Annotated in this window: 16 protein-coding genes; 7 read left to right on the forward strand and 9 right to left on the reverse strand. The window is 72.7% G+C overall.

Annotation, left to right across the window (positions count from 1 at the left end; genetic code table 11):
- Window positions 1-104: 104 nt before the first annotated feature.
- Window positions 105-497 carry an ankyrin repeat domain-containing protein gene (locus IH25_RS0134490; RefSeq protein WP_030620067.1) on the reverse strand — a complete coding sequence of 131 codons (393 nt, stop codon included), beginning with the start codon at window positions 495-497 and terminating at the stop codon, window positions 105-107.
- A gap of 302 nt (window positions 498-799) precedes the next feature.
- Between IH25_RS0134490 and IH25_RS0134495 the strand changes: the two genes are divergently transcribed.
- Window positions 800-994 (forward strand): hypothetical protein, encoded by a 195-nt coding sequence (locus IH25_RS0134495; protein WP_030620070.1) that lies wholly within the window; start codon window positions 800-802, stop codon window positions 992-994.
- A gap of 40 nt (window positions 995-1,034) precedes the next feature.
- Entirely contained in the window at window positions 1,035-2,645 is a 1,611-nt protein-coding gene (locus IH25_RS0134500; protein ID WP_030620079.1) for a membrane protein, read from the forward strand.
- A 347-nt stretch (window positions 2,646-2,992) separates the two neighbouring features.
- Here the strand turns inward: IH25_RS0134500 and IH25_RS0134505 are convergent, their stop codons facing one another.
- On the reverse strand, window positions 2,993-4,498 hold the full coding sequence (locus IH25_RS0134505) for an SCO1417 family PLP biosynthesis transcription factor (protein WP_030620089.1): 1,506 nt from the start codon (window positions 4,496-4,498) through the stop codon (window positions 2,993-2,995).
- A 103-nt stretch (window positions 4,499-4,601) separates the two neighbouring features.
- On the opposite strand from IH25_RS0134505, the gene yczE reads away from it, so the two are divergent.
- From yczE to IH25_RS0134520, 3 genes are all read left to right on the forward strand, one after another.
- The gene (yczE, locus tag IH25_RS0134510; protein ID WP_245172973.1) at window positions 4,602-5,342 is read left to right on the forward strand and encodes a membrane protein YczE; all 741 of its coding nucleotides are present in this window, start codon (window positions 4,602-4,604) and stop codon (window positions 5,340-5,342) included.
- 2 nt (window positions 5,343-5,344) lie between these two features.
- Entirely contained in the window at window positions 5,345-6,115 is a 771-nt protein-coding gene (locus IH25_RS0134515) for a glycerophosphodiester phosphodiesterase (RefSeq protein WP_030620100.1), read from the forward strand.
- A 325-nt stretch (window positions 6,116-6,440) separates the two neighbouring features.
- Window positions 6,441-6,815: an RNA polymerase-binding protein RbpA gene (locus IH25_RS0134520; protein WP_003977404.1), complete on the forward strand. Its 375-nt coding sequence runs from the start codon at window positions 6,441-6,443 to the stop codon at window positions 6,813-6,815.
- A gap of 579 nt (window positions 6,816-7,394) precedes the next feature.
- On the opposite strand, the gene IH25_RS0134530 is transcribed toward IH25_RS0134520, so the two are convergent.
- The 3 genes from IH25_RS0134530 to IH25_RS0134540 form a co-directional block, all read right to left on the reverse strand.
- The gene (locus IH25_RS0134530) at window positions 7,395-8,189 is read right to left on the reverse strand and encodes a polyprenol monophosphomannose synthase (RefSeq protein WP_030620113.1); all 795 of its coding nucleotides are present in this window, start codon (window positions 8,187-8,189) and stop codon (window positions 7,395-7,397) included.
- A gap of 559 nt (window positions 8,190-8,748) precedes the next feature.
- Window positions 8,749-10,365, reverse strand: a complete 1,617-nt coding sequence (locus tag IH25_RS0134535; protein WP_030620117.1) for an amidohydrolase — start codon at window positions 10,363-10,365, stop codon at window positions 8,749-8,751.
- Window positions 10,366-10,454: 89 nt separating this feature from the next.
- Window positions 10,455-10,895 (reverse strand): Lrp/AsnC family transcriptional regulator, encoded by a 441-nt coding sequence (locus tag IH25_RS0134540; RefSeq protein WP_030620120.1) that lies wholly within the window; start codon window positions 10,893-10,895, stop codon window positions 10,455-10,457.
- Between the two features lie 235 nt (window positions 10,896-11,130).
- On the opposite strand from IH25_RS0134540, the gene IH25_RS0134545 reads away from it, so the two are divergent.
- Window positions 11,131-11,565, forward strand: coding sequence for a hypothetical protein (locus IH25_RS0134545; protein WP_030620122.1), 435 nt, complete (start codon window positions 11,131-11,133; stop codon window positions 11,563-11,565).
- Window positions 11,566-12,076: 511 nt separating this feature from the next.
- Here IH25_RS0134545 and IH25_RS0134550 read toward each other — a convergent pair.
- On the reverse strand, window positions 12,077-13,249 hold the full coding sequence (locus IH25_RS0134550; RefSeq protein WP_030620125.1) for an acyl-CoA dehydrogenase: 1,173 nt from the start codon (window positions 13,247-13,249) through the stop codon (window positions 12,077-12,079).
- A gap of 323 nt (window positions 13,250-13,572) precedes the next feature.
- On the opposite strand from IH25_RS0134550, the gene IH25_RS0134555 reads away from it, so the two are divergent.
- Window positions 13,573-14,805 (forward strand): glycoside hydrolase family 18 protein, encoded by a 1,233-nt coding sequence (locus IH25_RS0134555; protein ID WP_030620128.1) that lies wholly within the window; start codon window positions 13,573-13,575, stop codon window positions 14,803-14,805.
- Between the two features lie 107 nt (window positions 14,806-14,912).
- Here the strand turns inward: IH25_RS0134555 and IH25_RS40990 are convergent, their stop codons facing one another.
- From IH25_RS40990 to IH25_RS0134570, 3 genes are all read right to left on the reverse strand, one after another.
- Complete coding sequence (locus IH25_RS40990) at window positions 14,913-15,053, reverse strand: SCO1431 family membrane protein (protein WP_107058523.1); 141 nt, start codon at window positions 15,051-15,053, stop codon at window positions 14,913-14,915.
- A gap of 111 nt (window positions 15,054-15,164) precedes the next feature.
- Window positions 15,165-16,535: a peptidase C39 family protein gene (locus tag IH25_RS0134565; protein ID WP_030620131.1), complete on the reverse strand. Its 1,371-nt coding sequence runs from the start codon at window positions 16,533-16,535 to the stop codon at window positions 15,165-15,167.
- A gap of 190 nt (window positions 16,536-16,725) precedes the next feature.
- The gene (locus tag IH25_RS0134570; protein ID WP_030620134.1) at window positions 16,726-18,264 is read right to left on the reverse strand and encodes an amino acid permease; all 1,539 of its coding nucleotides are present in this window, start codon (window positions 18,262-18,264) and stop codon (window positions 16,726-16,728) included.
- Window positions 18,265-18,296 lie beyond the last annotated feature (32 nt).

Consider the following 18,296-nt stretch of genomic DNA (forward strand, 5'->3'; position numbering starts at 1 on the left):
CGTCGTCATGATGGCCCGCGCTGTGTGCTGCCGCGACCGTATTTCCGGCGGCCCTGTACCGCCTCCCCCGTTTTCCGTGTCGTTGCTGGTCGGAATAACTCGCTTCAGCGCGCGCCGAACAGTTCCAGAAGCTCCGTCTTGCCGAACATCCGGGCCGTGTCGACGGCCGACGGGGTCCCCTTGGAGGGGTCGGCGCCGCCCTCCAGGAGGGCCTTGATCACATCCGTCTCACCCTTGAAGACGGCGCCCGCGAGCGGGGTCTGGCCCCGGTCGTTGATCTGGTCGGCGGCGGCACCACGGGCGAGCAGCGCGCGCACCGCGTCGGCGTGGCCGTGGTAGGCGGCGAGCATCACCAGGGAGTCGCCGCGGTCGTTGGTGAGGCCGGCGGGGACACCCGCGTCGACATACGCCACGAGCGCCTCGGTCTGCCCCTGCCGGGCCAGATCGAAGATCTTGGTCGCCAGCTCCACGACCTCGGGGTCGGGGGCTTCACTCATGGCCGGACCGCCTCTCCATGCTGATTGGGGGACTGCTCCGCTGATGCGGGGACTGCTTCGTACGAGTGAATCGCCAGCGTACTGGCTCTCGGGGCACATGACCCGATGTGCCCGAGGTAAAGATCACCGACGGGCCCCGCAGGAGGCAACAGCATTGGTCAACCAGGCCGCAACCGCTTCCTCCGAGCGGGCGAAAACCACCGGTTTTCACCCAGTTGCACCTTTAATCGTATGGATACATCCTGTGATCCTGGAAGAACTCATGGTGACTGTCCCCCACCTTCGACACCAGGAGGCCCCAAATGATCCTGTCCCTCTCCGGCGTGCTGCTGCTCGGCATCGTCGTCTTCCTGTTCTTCCGCAAGGACGGGCTGAAGGGCTCGCACGCCACGGTGTCGGCCCTGTTCGGTTTCTACCTGTCGACCACAGGCATCGCCCCGAGCATCAAAGCCGGCGGAGAGAGCCTGGCCAGCCTCCTGGGCGGCATCAAGTTCTGACCCCGCCCGTACCGCCCGCACGCACGATCAGGAGTCAGCAGTGGCCCGGCGCCCCCTCCCCCGCATTCTGAGCAAGGACAGCGCCCAGCTCGCGCGGATGCAGCTGGCCCGGAGCAGGGAGCTGGCCCGGACGGCGGCCGACAGCGCCACCGACATCCTCCATCCGCTGATCACGGTCACGCGCGGGCTGCGCGTGCTGGCCTCGGCCGGCCGTCGCAGGTGGGCGGACACGCCCAAGGACAGACGCGGGCCGCTGCTGTTCCTCGCGGCCTCCGCGGTCATGGTCGTGGCCCTGATGCCGTACGGGCCGCTGCTCGCCGTCGTCACGGTGATGGCGGCGGCGGCCTGGCAGGGCCGCGACCGCACCCCGTCGGCGCCCGCCGGACCCGACGCCTCCCAGACCGAACGCCTCAAGGCGCTCTACGACGCCCTGGTGCCGTACTTCACCGCCCCCGAGGATCCCGCGCCGCTGTACGCGCACGGCGGGGAGTGGGAGAAGGCCTTCACCGCCTACGAGTTCGACGACGCCGGGCGGGTCGGCCACCTGGTGATCCGCTACCCCGCCTATTTCCCGGACGGCGAGCCCGAGGCCCGCGCGCGGGTCGAACAGCTCCTCACCGCCAAGGCCGGGCGCGGCCGCGAGTACCACTTCGACTGGGACGAGGAGGGCAACCGGCTCACCGTCACCGTCCTCGCCCCGCTGCCCGCCGACATCCCCGCCCAGCCCTTCGTCACCGCGCCCGGCGAGACCGTCCTCGGCTACACCGACCCCAGCGAGGTCCAGCGCACGCTCCCCCTCTCCTACGGGGAGGAACGGATCGACGTCCCGCCGGTCGTCTGGCGCACCGGCATCCGCTCCACCGAGCCGCACCTGCTGGCCGTCGGCCACCCCGGCAGCGGCACGTCCACCCTGCTGCGCTCCATCGCCCTGCAGGCCCTGCGCCACGGCGATGTGCTGATCGTCGACGGCGGCGGCACCGGCGAGTACGCCTGCCTGACCGGCCGGGACGGCGTCCTGGCCGTGGAGTGCGCGCTCGCCGGGGCGCTGGCCAGTCTGGAGTGGGCCGCGCGGGAGACCGAGCGGCGGCTCATCGCGGTCAACCTGGCCCGGCAGGCGGGCGACCCGCCGCCCGCGGACACCCGGCGCCCGCTGTGGATCCTGCTGGACCGGCCCGCCGTCTTCACCCACCTCGCGGCGGCCGACGGGCGGGGGGACCCGCAGGCGCTGCTCCAGGTGCCGCTGCGGCACGGCCGCGCGGCGAACGTGACGGTGGTCGTCGCCGAGCAGTTCGACAGCGCGGAGACGCTCGGCGACGCGGTACGGCAGCACACGCGCGCGCGTGTCGTGCTCGGGGCGACCGGTCCGCAGCAGGTGGAGGCGGTGCTCGGGGCGGCACCGCGCACGACACCGCCGGCACGGGTGCCGCCCGGGCGCGGCTACGCCCGCCTGGGCTCCGGCCCGGTGCACCGGCTCCAGGTGCCGCGTACGCCCGACCCCTACGACGACGCCACGAGCGACGCCGACCGGCAGGCGGTGCTGGAACTGCTGCCCACGCGGGCCCCCGACGCGGGGGCCGGTCCGGCGGACCTGTCGAAACCGGCGCCGGAGAAGACACCGGTAACGGCGGAAGCCGTGGCGGCGGAGTCCTGACCGGACCGGCGCCCGGCCACCCTCGGCACACGCCGGGCGGCCGGGCGCCCACGGCCGCCGAAGCGCACCACGCGCCGGGCAGCCAGACACCCACGTCCGCCAAAGCGCACCACGCCCCGAACGGCCAGGCACCCCGGCCGCCGAAGCGCACCACGCGCCGAACGGCCAGGCACCCCCATCCGCCGAAGCACGGCACCGCCGGGCAACCGGGCGCCCCTCGACACCCCAGCGCACAGAGCGCCGTCCGAGCCGCCGACGCCCCTCCGCACCCCTCGCCCGCAGGGCCACCCGAACCACCAGGCGCCCCCGGCCCACCCCGTGGACGGACCCCCCGCCCGCGAGCCGGGCTAGGCCACGAACGTGCGCGGTGACTCCGTCGCCCCCGTCGCTCCCGACTCCACCAGGCGGGCCGCCGCCGCCAGCCGGGACGCCGCCTCGTCCGCCACCGCTCCCCCGACGGTGAACGGAAGCCGCACATAGCCCTCGAACGCGCCGTCGACGCCGAAGCGCGGCCCGGACGGAACCCGGACGCCCGTCCGCTCGCCGGCCTCCGCGAGGCGGGAGCCGGACAGGCCGCCGGCCCGGACCCAGAGGGTCAGCCCGCCGCGCGGCACCTCGAACTCCCAGTCGGGCAGCTCCCGGCGCACCGCCGCCACCAGGGCGTCCCGGTTCTCCCGGGCCTGCGCCCGGCGCAGCTCGACCGCCTGCGCCCAGCCGTCCGTGCTGAACAGCCAGTTCACGGCCAGCTGCTCCAGCACCGGCGTGCCCAGGTCGGCGTACGCCCGCGCGGCGACCAGGCTGCGGATGACGTCCGGCGCCGCGCGTACCCAGCCGATGCGCATCCCCGCCCAGAACGCCTTGCTGGCCGAGCCGACCGTGATCACCGTGGAGCCGGCCGGGTCGAACCCGCACACCGGCCGGGGCATGGCGTCCCGGACGTCCTCGTCGAGCCACAGCTCGCTCATCGTCTCGTCGGCGACGAGCACGGTGCCGGCCGAGCGCGCCGCGTCCACCAGCCGGCGCCGCTGGTCCTCGTCGGCGAGCGCCCCGGTGGGATTGTGGAAGTCGGCGACCACGTAGGCGATGCGCGGCGCGGCCTCGCGCAGGACCTGGCGCCAGCGGTCCATGTCCCAGCCGGACAGGCCCTCGGCCATCGCGACGGGGACCAGCCGGGCGCCCGCCTCGCGCATCAGCTGGAGGATGTTGGCGTAGGACGGCGACTCGACGGCGATGCGTTCGCCGCGGCCCCCGAAGAGGTGGCAGATCGCGTCGATGGCGCCCATCGCGCCGGTCGTCACCATGATCTGCTCGGGCATGGTGGGGATGCCGCGCGCGGTGTAGCGCTCGGCGATCATCGAGCGCAGCGCGGGCAGCCCGGCCGGGTAGTCGCCGTGGGTGTGGGCGTACGGCGGCAGTTCCTCCAGGGCGCCCTGCACGGCCCGGGTGAGCCACGGCTCGGGCGCCGGGAGCGAGGCGCAGCCCAGGTCGATCATCGAGCCGAGGGCCTCCGGGGGCAGCGGTTCCAGGCCGCGCGCGGGGATCGGGTTGCCGGCCGGTACGGCGGTCCAGCTGCCGGCCCCGCGCCGGGACTCCAGGAAGCCCTCCCCGCGCAGCGCCTCGTAGGCCGCCGCGACGGTGGTGCGGCTGACGGCGAGGGCGAGGGCGAGCTCGCGTTCCGCGGGCAGACGCGCGGCGACCGGGACACGGCCCTCCAGGACGAGGAGCCGGATGCCGTCGGCGAGGGCGCGGTAGGCGGGGGGACGGCGGGTGCCGGGGCCGGCCGGACGGTCCTGCTGGGAGGTGAGGAGCCGGGCGAGCTGCGCGGCCCCCACCGCCGAGGTCCACTGCGCCATGAAGATCAGTCCACCTTCCCCGGATTGGCCATGGATGGCGAGGATCGCCAAGCCACAGAGTGACATGCGTCAGGCCACCGCCACCACCCAGGGGGGTATTCCCATGTCCACCGCCGGCCCCGCGCCCACCACACCCACCGCCGGAACACCCGCGTCCGCGACCGGAACACCCACGCCCGCCACCGGCACACCCCCGTCCGGCCGGCGGCTCGGCCGGCGCCTGGTCCAGCTGTACGCGGGGCTCGCGCTCTACGGTGCGAGTTCCGCGCTGCTGGTGGCGGCCGGGTTGGGCCTGGAGCCGTGGAACGTGCTGCACCAGGGGCTCGCGGAACTGACCGGACTCAGCATCGGTGTCGTGTCGATCGTCGTGGGCGCGGCGGTGCTGCTGCTGTGGGTCCCGCTGCGGCAGCGGCCCGGGCTGGGCACGGTCTCCAATGTCTTCGTGGTCGGCCTGGCGATGGACGGCACCCTCGCGCTGCTCCCGGACGTCCGCTCCCTCGCCCTGCGCGTGCCCCTGCTCGTCGCCGGCGTCGTGCTCAACGGCATGGCGACCGGCCTGTACATCGCGGCGCGCTTCGGTCCGGGCCCGCGCGACGGGCTGATGACCGGGCTGCACCGGCGCACCGGCCGGTCGGTCCGGCTGATGCGGACGGCGGTGGAGGTCGCGGTGGTGATCACCGGGTTCCTCCTGGGCGGCACCATCGGGGTGGGCACCGTGCTGTACGCCGTCTCCATCGGTCCGCTGGCGCAGGTGTTCCTGCGCTGGTTCGCCGTCCCGTCGGCACCGGCGGGCAGCACGGTCGTCGCCGGGGGGACACCCGAGCGGGTGATACTGCGTCCGTGACCTTGACGACGCCCGCCCCGCGCCACCCCTATCTCGACCACCCGGGGCCGATCGCCTTCGCCCACCGGGGCGGCGCCGCCGACGGCCTGGAGAACACCGTGGCGCAGTTCCGGCGGGCCGTGGAGCTGGGCTACCGGTACATCGAGACCGATGTGCACGCCACGGCGGACGGCCGGCTGGTCGCCTTCCACGACGCCACGCTGGACCGGGTCACCGACGGCGCGGGCCGGATCGCCGACCTGCCCTGGGCGGAGATACGGCACGCGCGCGTGGCGGGCCGGGAACCGGTACCGCTGTTCGAGGAACTGCTGGAGACCTTCCCCGGGGTGCGCTGGAACGTCGACGTCAAGGCGGAGCCGGCGCTGCGCCCCCTGCTGGAGCTGATCGAGCGCGCCGACGCCTGGGACCGGGTCTGCGTGGGTTCCTTCTCCGAGGCGCGGGTGCTGCGCGCGCAACGGCTGGCCGGTCCCCGGCTCGCCACCTCGTTCGGCACGCGCGGGGTGCTGGGCCTGCGGCTGCGCTCCTGGGGCCTGCCGGCCGCGGTGCGCCGGTCGGCCGTGGCCGCACAGGTGCCCGAGGCCCAGTCGGGCGTGCCCGTCGCCGACCACCGCTTCGTCCGCGCCGCTCATGCGCGCGGACTCCAGGTGCACGTGTGGACGGTCAACGAGCCGGAGCGGATGCACCGGCTCCTGGACCTCGGAGTCGATGGCATCATGACGGATCACATCGGCACCTTGCGCGAGGTCATGGAGGAACGCGGCGTCTGGGCCTGACCGCCCGGAACGCCTCCTTCCCGGCCTTTCGCGACAGGCGCCGGCGCCGGTGGTTCCGGAAGCGATTTCGCACTCGGCGCGGAAGGGCGGTAGTGTACGCGTTTGGCCTGCCAGGCGTACCGTTACTGCGCGTCAAAGATGCCGAAACGCTGGGTGACATCTGCTAGCAGATGTGACAAACCGGGCGCCTGTGGGTAGAACAAGGGGCGGCTACGACGGCGACGCATGACCCGGAACGGGAATCTTTACCGCCGACCGGACGTTGACCGGATGACGACGACAGCGACACCTGTCCTGTGGGCGACAAGCCCGGGAGGCACGATTCATGAGTGAGCGAGCTCTTCGCGGTACGCGCCTCGTGGTGACCAGCTACGAGACGGACCGCGGCATCGACCTGGCCCCGCGCCAGGCCGTGGAGTACGCATGTGAGAAGGGGCACCGCTTCGAGATGCCCTTCTCTGTGGAGGCGGAGATCCCGCCGGAGTGGGAGTGCAAGGTCTGCGGTGCCCAGGCACTCCTGGTGGACGGCGACGGCCCCGAGGAGAAGAAGGCCAAGCCCGCGCGTACCCATTGGGACATGCTGATGGAGCGGCGCACCCGCGAGGAGCTCGAAGAGGTCCTCGAGGAGCGTCTGGCGGTGCTGCGTTCGGGCGCGATGAACATCGCGGTCCACCCCAGGGACAGCCGCAAGAGCGCCTAGCCCCTCGCGGGGCTCGGCCGGTACACAGCGCGATATATACGACGGCGGGCGCCGTACATGGTCTCCATGTACCTGTCTCTTATACACATCTCCGAGCCCACGAGACCTCTCTACATCTCGTATGCCGTCTTCTGACCGCCCGCTGGACGGGCGGGAGCAGCAGGAGCAGGCCCGCCGCGTCCGAGACCAGGCCGGGGATCATCAGCAGCAGACCGCCGAGCATCATCAGGCCGTTGCCGCCGCCACGGGCCGGCGAGCCGCCCTGGCGCATGGCCTCGTTCAGGCTCGCGAAGGCGCGGCGGCCCGCCCGCTTGATGACCACGGAGCCGGCCACCAGGCCCGCGACGAGAAGCAGGAACACCGTGAGCCCGCCGGCCGCGCCCGCGACCAGGGTCAGCAGCCAGATCTCCAGCACCAGCCAGGCGGCGAGGCCCAGCGGCAGATACCTGCGCAGCCGTGAGCGCCGGCGGCGGGCGGTGTTCGGGGAGGTCGGAGCGCCAGTCGTCATGTTCCCAGTGTGCCTGGGCGCGGCTCAGCACCGGATAAGGGAGTGACCGGCCGGGGCCGTGACCCGGTGTGCTAAGCGCGCTTGTCCTTGGCGGTGAACCGGCCGATGCGGTCCCCGACGCCCCAGGAGGTGACCCGCCACAGCGCCTCGACCACGATGTCCCGGCTCATCTTGGAGTCGCCCAGCTCGCGCTCGACGAAGGTGATGGGGACCTCGACGACGTGATAGCCGGCCTTCACCGCGCGGCGGGCCAGGTCGACTTGGAAGCAGTAACCCTGCGAGGAGACCTCGCCCAGGCCCAGGCCCTCCAGGGTCTCGCGGCGGAAGGCCCGGAAGCCGCCCGTCACGTCCCGGATCGGCACGTCGAGCATGAGGCGCGAGTAGGTGGAGCCGCCCCGCGAGAGGAACTCCCGGGACTTGGGCCAGTTCACCACCCTCCCGCCGGGCACCCAGCGGGAGCCGAGGACCAGGTCGGCGCCCTTGAGGGCGGTGAGCAGCCGGGGCAGCTCCTCGGGCTGGTGCGAGCCGTCCGCGTCCATCTCGATCAGCACGCCGTAGTCCCGCTCCAGGCCCCAGCCGAAGCCCGCGAGGTAGGCGGCGCCGAGGCCCTCCTTGCCCTTGCGGTGCAGCACGTGGACGTGGTCGTCGGCGGCGGCGAGTTCGTCGGCGAGCTTGCCGGTGCCATCGGGGCTGTTGTCGTCCGCGATGAGTACGTGCGCCTCGGGGACGGCGCCGCGTACCCGGCCCACGATGGTCTTGATGTTCTCCGCCTCGTTGTAGGTCGGAATGATCACCAAGGCCGTGCCGAGCGGACCGAACTGCCGTCCCTGGCCCTTGGCCGCGAGGGCCCCGTCGCCGTCGTTCACTGCTGCCCCTTCATGTCGTACGCAAGGGTCCACCATAGTGGCCGCCGACTGGGAAGACGCGATGGCGCGGGCATCTTGTGGTGTCGTTTCCCCGGGAACGGGGTAGGAGTGTTGCTTTTCGGCGCTTTCCCGCCGCGCGGCGAACGGAACGCCCGCACGGCGGATGGGGGCCCGGCGCCCTTCGGGCCGACCTGGGACCCGCTGGCTGCGGATCTACCGAGAGCCGTTGTCTAGGGAGCGCCCGGGCCCCATCCGGGTCACACCGGCCGACCGTCCGGGGCGTTCCCTCGCCGGCGCGGGGCGCTGAGCCTGGCTCCCAGTGACGGTGCCCCGGTGCGGCACACCGTCCCTGACCCAGCGGCGCTGCGACGAGCCGTGCGAACAGCCCCGGTCGGGCGTTTCGGTGGTGGACTCGGCCGAACCTACCGGCCCCCGGCCGCCGACTGTCAACAGCCCTCTGAGCTGGGACGACGGTGCCGGTTTCGCGGGCGGTGGGGAGGATGCGCAGGTGGGGCGGCGGGGCTGCGGCGGCCGGTGGCCGCCGCGCCACCCCGACAGATCACTCGCCCGGCCGTACGAACACCGTCCGTCCGCCCACCACGGTGCGCAGGCAGACCGGCAGGTCATGGCCCGGGGTGAGGTCGGGCAGGCCGGGGGTGCCGGAGCGCGGGTCGGTGGACCAGCGGGCGACCCGGTCGTCGGGGGCCTGTACGACGAGCCGGTCCGTGCGCCAGACGGCGTAGTCGGCGGGGGCGCCGGGCACCAGGACGCCCGCGTCGTCCCGGCCCACGGCCCGCCAGCCGCCGCGGGTGTGCGCGGTGAACGCGGCCCGGACCGAGATCTGGTGCTCGGGCGTGCGGTGGAAGGCGGCGGCCCGGACCGTGCCCCACGGGTCGAGCGGGGTGACCGGGCTGTCCGAGCCGAACGCCAGCGGGACGCCGGCCCGCAGCAGCGCGGCGAACGGATTGAGGGTGCGGGCCCGTGCGACACCCAGCCGCCGGGCGTACATGCCGTCCTCGCCGCCCCACAGCGCGTCGAAGGCGGGCTGCACGGAGGCGATCAGGCCCAGTTCGGCGAAGCCGGCGACGGTCTCGGGGGTGAGCATCTCGGCGTGCTCGACCCGGTGCCGGGCGGCGCGGATACGAGCCAGGCCCACCTTCTCGGCGGCGGCGCGCACGCCCTCGACCACGGCGGTCACGGCGGCGTCGCCGATGGCGTGGAAGCCGGCCTGGAGGCCCGCCTCGGTGCAGGCCACCACGTGGGCGGCGACGGCGTCGGCGTCCAGGTAGGCGGTGCCCGAGTGGGCGGCGTCGGCGTACGGCTCGTGCAGGCAGGCGGTGTGCGAGCCGAGGGCGCCGTCGGCGAACAGGTCGCCGGCGGCACCGGCCGCGCCCAGCTCACGGGCCTTGGCCACGCCGTCCCGGCCCTGCTCGGCCCAGTAGCCGACCACGCGGGGGCCGGGCGACCCGGCGGCGAGCCGCAGCAGGGCGGTGAAGTCGTCCTCGGAGGAGATCTTCGGGCCCCCGCACTCGTGCACGGTGCCGATGCCGAGCGAGGCGGCGTGCGCCAGCGCGGCGCGCTGGGCCTCCTCCCGCTGGGCCGGGGTGATGGCGCCGAGCGCGGCCTCGCGTACGACGTGATGGGCGTCCCGGGTGAGCGGGGCGTCGTCGCGGGGCACGGCGGCGGGGACCAGGTCCAGCAGGGCGGTGCTGACGACCGCCGAGTGCACGTCGATGCGGGACAGGTACAGCGGGCGTCCGCCGGTGGCCTCGTCCAGTTCCGCGCGGGTCGGCGGGCGGCCGCCGGGCCAGCGGGCGGCGTCCCAGCCGTGGCCCAGCAGCACCCGGTCGCCGGGGCGGGCGGCGGCGAACTCGCGGACGCGGGCGAGGGCCGCCTCCAGGGAGGGGGCGCCGGACAGGTCGAGTCCGGTCAGGGCGAGACCGGTGGCGGTGGTGTGCACATGGGCGTCAGTGAAGGCCGGGGTGACCAAGGCGCCGTCGAGGTCGACCACCTCGTCGACGCCGTCGGCGAAGGCGTCGGCGGCGCCCTCGGAGCCGACCCAGGCGACGTGGCCCGCCTCCACGACCATCGCCGTCGCGAAGGGGTCGGCGGGGCTGTGCACCTCGCCGCGGCGGAGCAGGACGGTCTTGGGGGGCTCGGCGGTGCGGTTGCTCATGGTCGACAGTTTCTCTCGGCGCCACCGGTGGGCCGCGCCCGGGGCGTGTCCGGGCGGCACCCGGGGCCGGTCCGCCGTGCCGGGCCGGGTCAGATCTTCGGCGGGCGGGCCTCGTAGGGGGTCGAGAGGACCACGGTCGTACGGGTCGACACTCCCGCCAGCGAGCGCACGTGGGCCAGGAGTTCCTCCAGTTCGTGCGGGGTGGCCACGCGCACTTTGAGGATGTAGTTCTCGTCCCCGGCGACGCTGTGGCAGGCCTCGATCTCGGGGACGCCGGCGAGGCGGTCCGCGATGTCGTCGGGGGCGCTGGGGTCGAACGGCTTGACCGAGATGAACGCGGTCAGCGGCAGCCCGACGGCCTCCGGGTCGACCACCGCGGCATAGCCGCGGATGACGCCACGCTGTTCCAGCCGGCGCACCCGCTGGTGCACGGCCGACGTGGACAGGCCCGTGGCCTTGCCCAGGTCTGTGTAGCTCATCCGCCCGTCCTTGACGAGCAGCTGCACGATCTGACGGTCCAGCTCCTCCATGCCGCCAAAACCTACAGTGCGCTTGATCTCCACGGATACCTCGGAGACGCAGGTCATGGCCCGTTCCCCGGAAAAAGCACCGGGACGGGCATCTGCGCGCGGCATGTGACGAACACCACACGACTCGAACAGGCTCCGTGATGTTCTCGTGATTACCGCGGAGACCGGACGGGAAGTGCTTGCTGTGGTCGAGGCCGCAGTGCCTTTCACGGCCCAGCCTTAGGGGGAGAATCCCATGCAGAGTGCCCATCGCCCTGGTCGATCTACGTCCGCACGGCCGCAGCCGGTCGTCGAGCCCGAGCCGGAGGGCGTCGAACCCGACGCCTACGACGAGGAACTCGACGCCTACGACACCTTCGAGATGTACCGGGTGATCTGCCCGGACTGCGCGCAGCCGATCGCGCTGCTGGCGGACGAGGAGGTTCTGCCGGAGCACGCGTTGTGCGCCTCGCCGTGGAACCCGTTCGGGCTCACGGTGTGCGCGGGCACGGGCCGTCCGGCGGCCGACGCCCGCCCCGCGGACGAGTCCGTCGAGCCGCAGGAGCAGGACACCGCCCTGCTGCTCACCCTTCCCCAGGGCCTGGACTGGCGGACGCAGCCCTTCTCGCACGTCGGCGGCCCGGGCTCGCGCCCGATGCGCGTACCGGCGATGCGCGACCAGGCCGCCTGAGCCGGCCCACTCTTCCTCGTCTTTCGCCCCGCACCATGGCGCACCGGTTGTCGTGGTGCGGAATCGGCGTGCCCGGGTGCGCGGCGCCCGGCCCGGGGACCACGACGAACGACGGGACCTCTTGCGGTTCCGGCGGGCCGCGCCGGCGCACTTCGGGCTCTCCGGGGTGCGGGACGGCCGCGGAACACGCGCTGGTCACCGGGGCGTTGACGGGGTGTCGGGCCGGACGGAACACCGGACAGGTGTGGACTGACGCTCGATTCCGCCGAGGGGTGACCTGTCCGGCCGCCGGCGCGTTGCCCGGGTATGACCCCCACGTACCCGGCGACCGGGCGTCAGCGCCGTATCTTCGTCCCCCGCCCGGCGGAGACGCTTCCGCCGCCCCCGTCCCAGGACCCGCCGATCTACCGCGATCTGATGCGGGCCTGGGCGGACCGGGGCCGCACCCTGCCGGGCCGCCATGACCCGGAGTGGGCCAGGCTGGCGGCCCCGACGGTGCATCCGGGGCAGTTCAGCGATCTTCTGGGCCCGCCACATGACGGGCGATGACCATCCGCTGGATCTGGTTGGTGCCCTCGACGATCTGCAGGACCTTGGCCTCGCGCATATAGCGTTCGGCCGGGAAGTCGGCGGTGTAGCCGTAGCCGCCCAGGATCTGCACCGCGTCCGTGGTGACCTTCATGGCGGTGTCGGTGCAGTGCAGCTTGGCCATGGCGGCCTGCTTGGCGAACGGCCGCCCCGCGTCCCGTAGCCGGGCGGCGGCGAGGTAGAGCGCGCGGCCCGCCTCGATCTGGGTGGCCATGTCGGCGAGCATGAAGCGCAGGCCCTGGAAGTCGGCGATGGGCCGGCCGAACTGGCGGCGCTCGGTGGCGTACCGGACCGCCTCGTCCAGGGCGGCCTGGGCCAGGCCGACGGCGCAGGCCGCGATGCCGAGCCGGCCGGAGTCGAGCGCCGACAGGGCGATGGAGAAGCCCTGCCCCTCCTCGCCGATGCGCCGGCCGTCCGGGACGCGGACACCGTCGAAGTGCACCTGGGCGGTGGGCGAGCCCTTCAGGCCCATCTTCCGCTCGGGCGCCGCGCCGCTCAGGCCGGGCGCGTCGGCGGGGACGAGGAAGGCGGTGATCCCGCGCGGGCCGTCCTCGCCGGTGCGGGCCATCACCGTGTAGAAGTCGGCGATGCCGCCGTGGGTGATCCAGGCCTTGCTTCCGTCGATCACCCAGGTGTCGCCCTCGCGGACGGCCTTGGTGCGCAGGGAGGCGGCGTCGGAGCCGGAGGACGGCTCGGACAGGCAGTAGGCGCCGAGCAGGCCGCCGCCCAGCATCGCGGGCAGGTGCTCGACCTGCTGCTGCTTGCTGCCGTAGGTGGCGAGCGCGTAGGAGGCGAGCGTGTGGACGCTGACGCCGAGGCCGACGGTGAGCCGGGCGGCGGCCAGTTCCTCCAGCACCTGGAGGTAGACCTCGTACGGCTGGTCGCCGCCGCCGTACTCGGCGGGGTACGGCAGGCCGAGCAGGCCGGATGCGGAGAGCAGGGTGAAGACCTCGCGCGGGAAGCGTCCCGCGTCCTCCTCCTCGGCCGCCTTCGGCGCGATCTCGCGCTGGGCGATCTCCCGGACCAGGGCGAGCAGATCCCTCGCCTCTTCCGTCGGCAGTTGACGCTCCACCGGCTGCGGCGCGCGGTCGGACATGGCGTCGGCTCCTCCCTGTTCGGACACCGGCGGCACGGCCCGTGGTGGGGGCGGCTCCGCCTGATCGATCCGCTGTGCCGAGGCGCCCGCTTCCGGGTCTCGGAAGCTGCTGACCAGCGGCATGCGCTGTGAGTATGCCCGATCGGCGACCTCCCGTCACCAGTTAACGACCGCTCACTTCAGGATTCCCGCGCGGGCATCACCCGTCCGTGAAATTGGTCCGCACCATTGACCCACTGGTCTAGTCCTCCTAGGGTGCAGCCACGCCTTACCGCGTTCATGCCAATCGGCGCGCGTTCCCCTCCCCCACGAGGAGACACCCGATGCACACTCCCCACCGCTCGCTCGTCCGGGCACTGCTGTCGGCCGCGTGTACCGCCGCCCTCGGCGCCGGCCTGCTGGCCGGGACGGGCACCGCCACCGCGGCGGCGCCGAGCGCCCCCGAGGCCACGGCCGGCTCCAAGGTCGTCGGCTACTTCACCGAATGGGGCACCTACGACCGCAAGTACTACGTCAAGAACATCGAGACCTCGGGCTCCGCGGCCAAGCTGACCCACATCAACTACGCCTTCGGCAACGTCACCGGCGGCAAGTGCGCCCTGGGCGACTCCTACGCGGCCACCGACCGGGCCTACACCGCGGCCGAGTCCGTGGACGGCGTCGCCGACACCTGGGACCAGCCGCTGCGCGGCAACTTCAACCAGTTGCTGAAGCTGAAGAAGAAGCACCCGGGCCTGAAGGTCCTGTGGTCCTTCGGCGGCTGGACCTGGTCGAGCGGCTTCGGCGAGGCGGCGAAGAACCCGGCCGCGTTCGCCCAGTCCTGCTACGACCTGGTGAAGAACTCCAAGTGGGCCGGTGTCTTCGACGGCATCGACATCGACTGGGAGTACCCGAACGCCTGCGGCAACACCTGCGACACCAGCGGGCGGGACGCGTACCGCACCGTGATGGCCGCACTGCGCGCGAAGTTCGGCTCCGGGAACCTGGTCACCGCGGCGATCACCGCGGACGCCACCAGCGGCGGCAAGATCGACGCGGCGGACTACGCCGGTGCCGCGCAGTACGTGGACTGGTACAACCCGATGACGTACGACTACTTCGGCGCCTGGGACGCGAAGGGCCCGACCGCCCCGCACTCCCCGCTGAACTCGTACTCGGGCATCCCGAAGGCGGACTACTACACCTCCGCGACGATCGCCAAGCTCAGGGGCCTCGGCATCCCGGCCTCCAAGCTGCTGCTCGGACTCGGCTTCTACGGGCGCGGCTGGACCGGCGTCACCCAGGCGGCGCCCGGCGGTACGGCAACCGGCCCGGCGGCCGGCACGTACGAGCAGGGCATCGACGACTACAAGGTGCTCAAGACCAAGTGCCCGGCGACCGGCACGGTGGCCGGCACCGCCTACGCCAAGTGCGGCAGCGACTGGTGGAGTTACGACACCCCGGCGACCATCGCCACCAAGATGACGTACAAGAACCAGCAGGGCCTCGGCGGCACCTTCTTCTGGGAGCTGAGCGGCGACACCTCCAACGGTGAGCTGATCAAGGCGATCAACTAGCCGGATCGGCGGCACCGGCCGTCCGCCCGCCCGTCAGTCGTCCCGGCGGGCGGGCGGCGGCGGTGACCAGGCCGGCGAGCGGGTCCCGCCGGACGGGACGCGCCGGATCAGAGCAGTCCGAGCTGGGTCACGAGCATCGCGAACACCGCGACGAGGACCCAGCCCATGACGTGCTCGAGCAGGTCGGGGCCGTCTTCGCGGGGGCCGCCGGTGACGGCGCGGGCGGCGGTGGCCGGGTGTGCGGTCATGGTGTCACTCACAGAAATCGGACGTCTACGGTGTAAATCCCCCGCCCCTGTCGTCCACCATGCCACCCGCGTCGGCGTTTGCGGCGATGAGCTTGGTCACAGGGCGGCGGCTCAGCGCACGCCCACCGCGGCGAGCGCCCTGCGCTGATGCGGGGTCGGACGGGCCGGGAAGTACAGGTAGCAGACCCCGCCGGTGCCGGAGACGACCTTGCCGGAGGCGTTGTACCGCTTCGTCCGCAGCCAGATATTTTCCCATTCGCGCCGTTTGTAGACGCGCCGCACCGCCTCGTCGCTCGGCGAGGCCGGATCGCCCGCGATCACGTCCCCGTCGGCCGTGAAGCCGATGACCGTCATCAGGTGGCCGGCGGTGCCGTAACCGGCCCCGGTCAGCTCGCTCTTGAGGAACGACTGGGAGGTGATGGCCGGGATGCCGGCCGCGATCAGCGTCTCCAGGTCGGTGAGGGAGGCGAGCCGGGTGACCACACCCTGCAGGCCCGGGAAGGTGGCCGCGTAGGCGGCGTTGAAGGGCCAGTTGCCGCAGCCCGCGTACTGGTGGTCGTAGGTGAAGCGGGCCGCGTGGCACACCTGCGGGTCGGCGTAGGCCGGGTCCACCCAGGACAGCTGCTCGGGGCTGAGCCGGCCGCCCCAGTACTCGATGATCATCTGCGAGGAGGTCGGGCTGCACCAGGCCTCGCCGCCGTTGTCGTACTCGGGGTACTGGCCCTTGTGGATCTCCTGCGAGTAGCGCGGGACGGCCAGTTCCCGGGCGAGGCCGGGGGTGGAGGCCGGGACGGTGAAGCGGTCGGGGACGTCGGAGCCCATCGCGCCCAGCCGCCAGACGGTCGGGGTGAGCCGGGTGCCGGGCCTGCGGTAGAGGGTCAGGCGCAGCCGGTACGACGTCAGGCGCAGGCCGCTGCCCGGGTCGTCGACGGCGAGGGTGTCGGTCCACACGGTGCTCTTGCCGTCGCCCTGGCCGTCCACCGAGGTCCGCCGGATGTCCCGGTCGCCGGACGCCCAGCGGCCCAGCACGTACCAGGGCGTGCCGGTGCCGTCGGAGTACGTGCCGCCCAGCTCGACCTGGAGCCAGGTGCCCTCGGGGGTGTGCGCGTTCCAGGAGGCGACGACCTCGGTCGCGGGCACGGTGAGCCGGTGCTCGGGGCCGGTCCAGGTGGCGTACTCCCAGGCGGCGGTGGTGCCGGTGTGCGGGTCGGTGTAGTCGGTACGGCCGGCGGGGGCGCCGATCACCACGCCGGGCCGGCGTCCGGCGGCGGCCCGGGTGCCCTCGGCCGTTCCGGAACGCCAGTCCCGGTACGTGGTCCAGGCGTGGTAGTCGACCGGGCGGCCCGGCACGGGCGCGGGGTCGTCGGCGTGGCGGGCGGATCGCGGCGCGGCGGCGGCAGCGGGGGCCGCGGTGCCGGCCACCGTCGCGGCGACGGCCGCCGCCAGGACGGTTCTGCGGGAGGGCTGTTCGGCTCTGCTCATGGGCGCGACGACCCCCAGGGTGTCCGAGTCGGGCTGGTCCGGTGCGGCCACTATGGAGCAGGGCGAATCGCGCTGCCAGCACTTCGACGCATGCCGCGCCAGGAATATTGGTCTCGGCCACTGGCGGCCGGAGCCCGGGGGTGTCCGCCCGCGGGCCCCGGGCGGTCGTCCGCCCGGGGCCCGGCAGGGGTCAGACCAGGTCCATCGCGGCGACCTCGTCGGGTCGTCCGTAGCTCACCGGCCCCTGGAAGCGGCGGCGGGCCGTGGCGAACCACCACACCGTGGCGATCAGCAGGACGACGGCGAGCGCGATCGGGGCGTAGTTGAAGGAGTCGACGGTGATCGGGGAGGCCTGCGGGAGCATGAACAGCACGCTGCTGAGGAGGATCCACACCACCGCCAGCCAGCCGATCGGACGGCCCCAGCGGCCCAGGTGCCAGGGGCCGGGCTGGAAGGAGTCGCCGAGCCGCAGCCGCAGGAAGATCGGCACGGCGTAGGCGAGGAAGAGGCCGACCACGTTGACGCTGACGATCGCGGTGAACGCCGTGTGCGACCACCAGCCCGGCACCACCAGCGCCAGCGAGCAGCCGACCGCGAGCCACACCGCCTTCACCGGCGTACGGGTGCGCAGCGAGACCGAGTGCCACCAGCGGGAGCCGGGCATGGCGCCGTCCCGGGAGAAGGCGAAGATCTGCCGGGTGTTGCTGGTGAGGTTGGCCAGACCGCAGAAGAGCATCGCGCCGATGACGATGAGCAGCAGCACCTTGGCGGTGCGCAGCCCGAGGCCGTCGATGAGGATCTGGATGGGCGGGGCGGCCGCGCCGGCCACCTTGGCGTAGTCGCCGATGCTGTAGACCAATGCCAGCATCAGCACCAGGCCGGCGACCGCCGAACAGGCGATGGCGCGGGTGATCCCCTTCGGGGCGCTGACCGTCGCCTGGACGGTTTCCTCGGACATGTGGAAGCTGCCGTCGAACCCGGTGAAGGTCCAGCTGGTGACCAGCAGGCCGAGCATTCCGCCGTAAAGCCCGCTGGTGAAACCGGTGTTGTTCTCGAAATGCGTGACAAAGGACGCCGACTGGTGGTGGTCGGGCATCACGACGAGGGCGCCCACGATCACGACCAGTCCGATCAGCAGCCACCATACGGAAATGCGGTTCAGTATCGCGACGAGCTGGACCGTGTAGGTGTTGGCGAGTCCTTGCAGGACGATGATCAGGGCCGTGATCAGCACCGTCTGGTGTGCGGTCGGGTGGTACGACGGCCACTGAAGCTCCACGAACACCTGGATGAAGGTGGCCGCGGCGTATCCGGTGGCGGCCGTGCCGCCGATCTGGCCCACGAAGTTCAGCCAGCCCGTGAACCACGACCAGGCGCCCTTGTGCCGCTTGGCGAGTTTACCGGCGGAGAAATACAGGGCACCGCTCGTGGGATAGGCGGAGGCGACCTCCGCCATGGCCGCTCCGATGAGCAGGACCATCACCGAGACACCGATCCAGCCGAACACGAGAATCCGCGGGCCGCCCGCGTTCATACCGAATCCGAAGGACGAGAAGATTCCCGAGAGGATATTGATGATGGTGAACGAGATCGCGAAATTGTCGAACGCTTTGAAGCGGCGGGTGAGCTTGCGCGGATAACCCATCGCGTGCAGCGTGGCGTCGTCGTCGAGCACGACGGCGTCCGCGGCCCGGGCACGCGCCCGGGAAGTCGACGTCCGTTCCGACACGGATCGGCCTTTCTCTGGATGGGGACAAGAAG

The organism is Streptomyces achromogenes subsp. achromogenes, assembly GCF_000720835.1.
GTDB lineage: Bacteria > Actinomycetota > Actinomycetes > Streptomycetales > Streptomycetaceae > Streptomyces > Streptomyces achromogenes.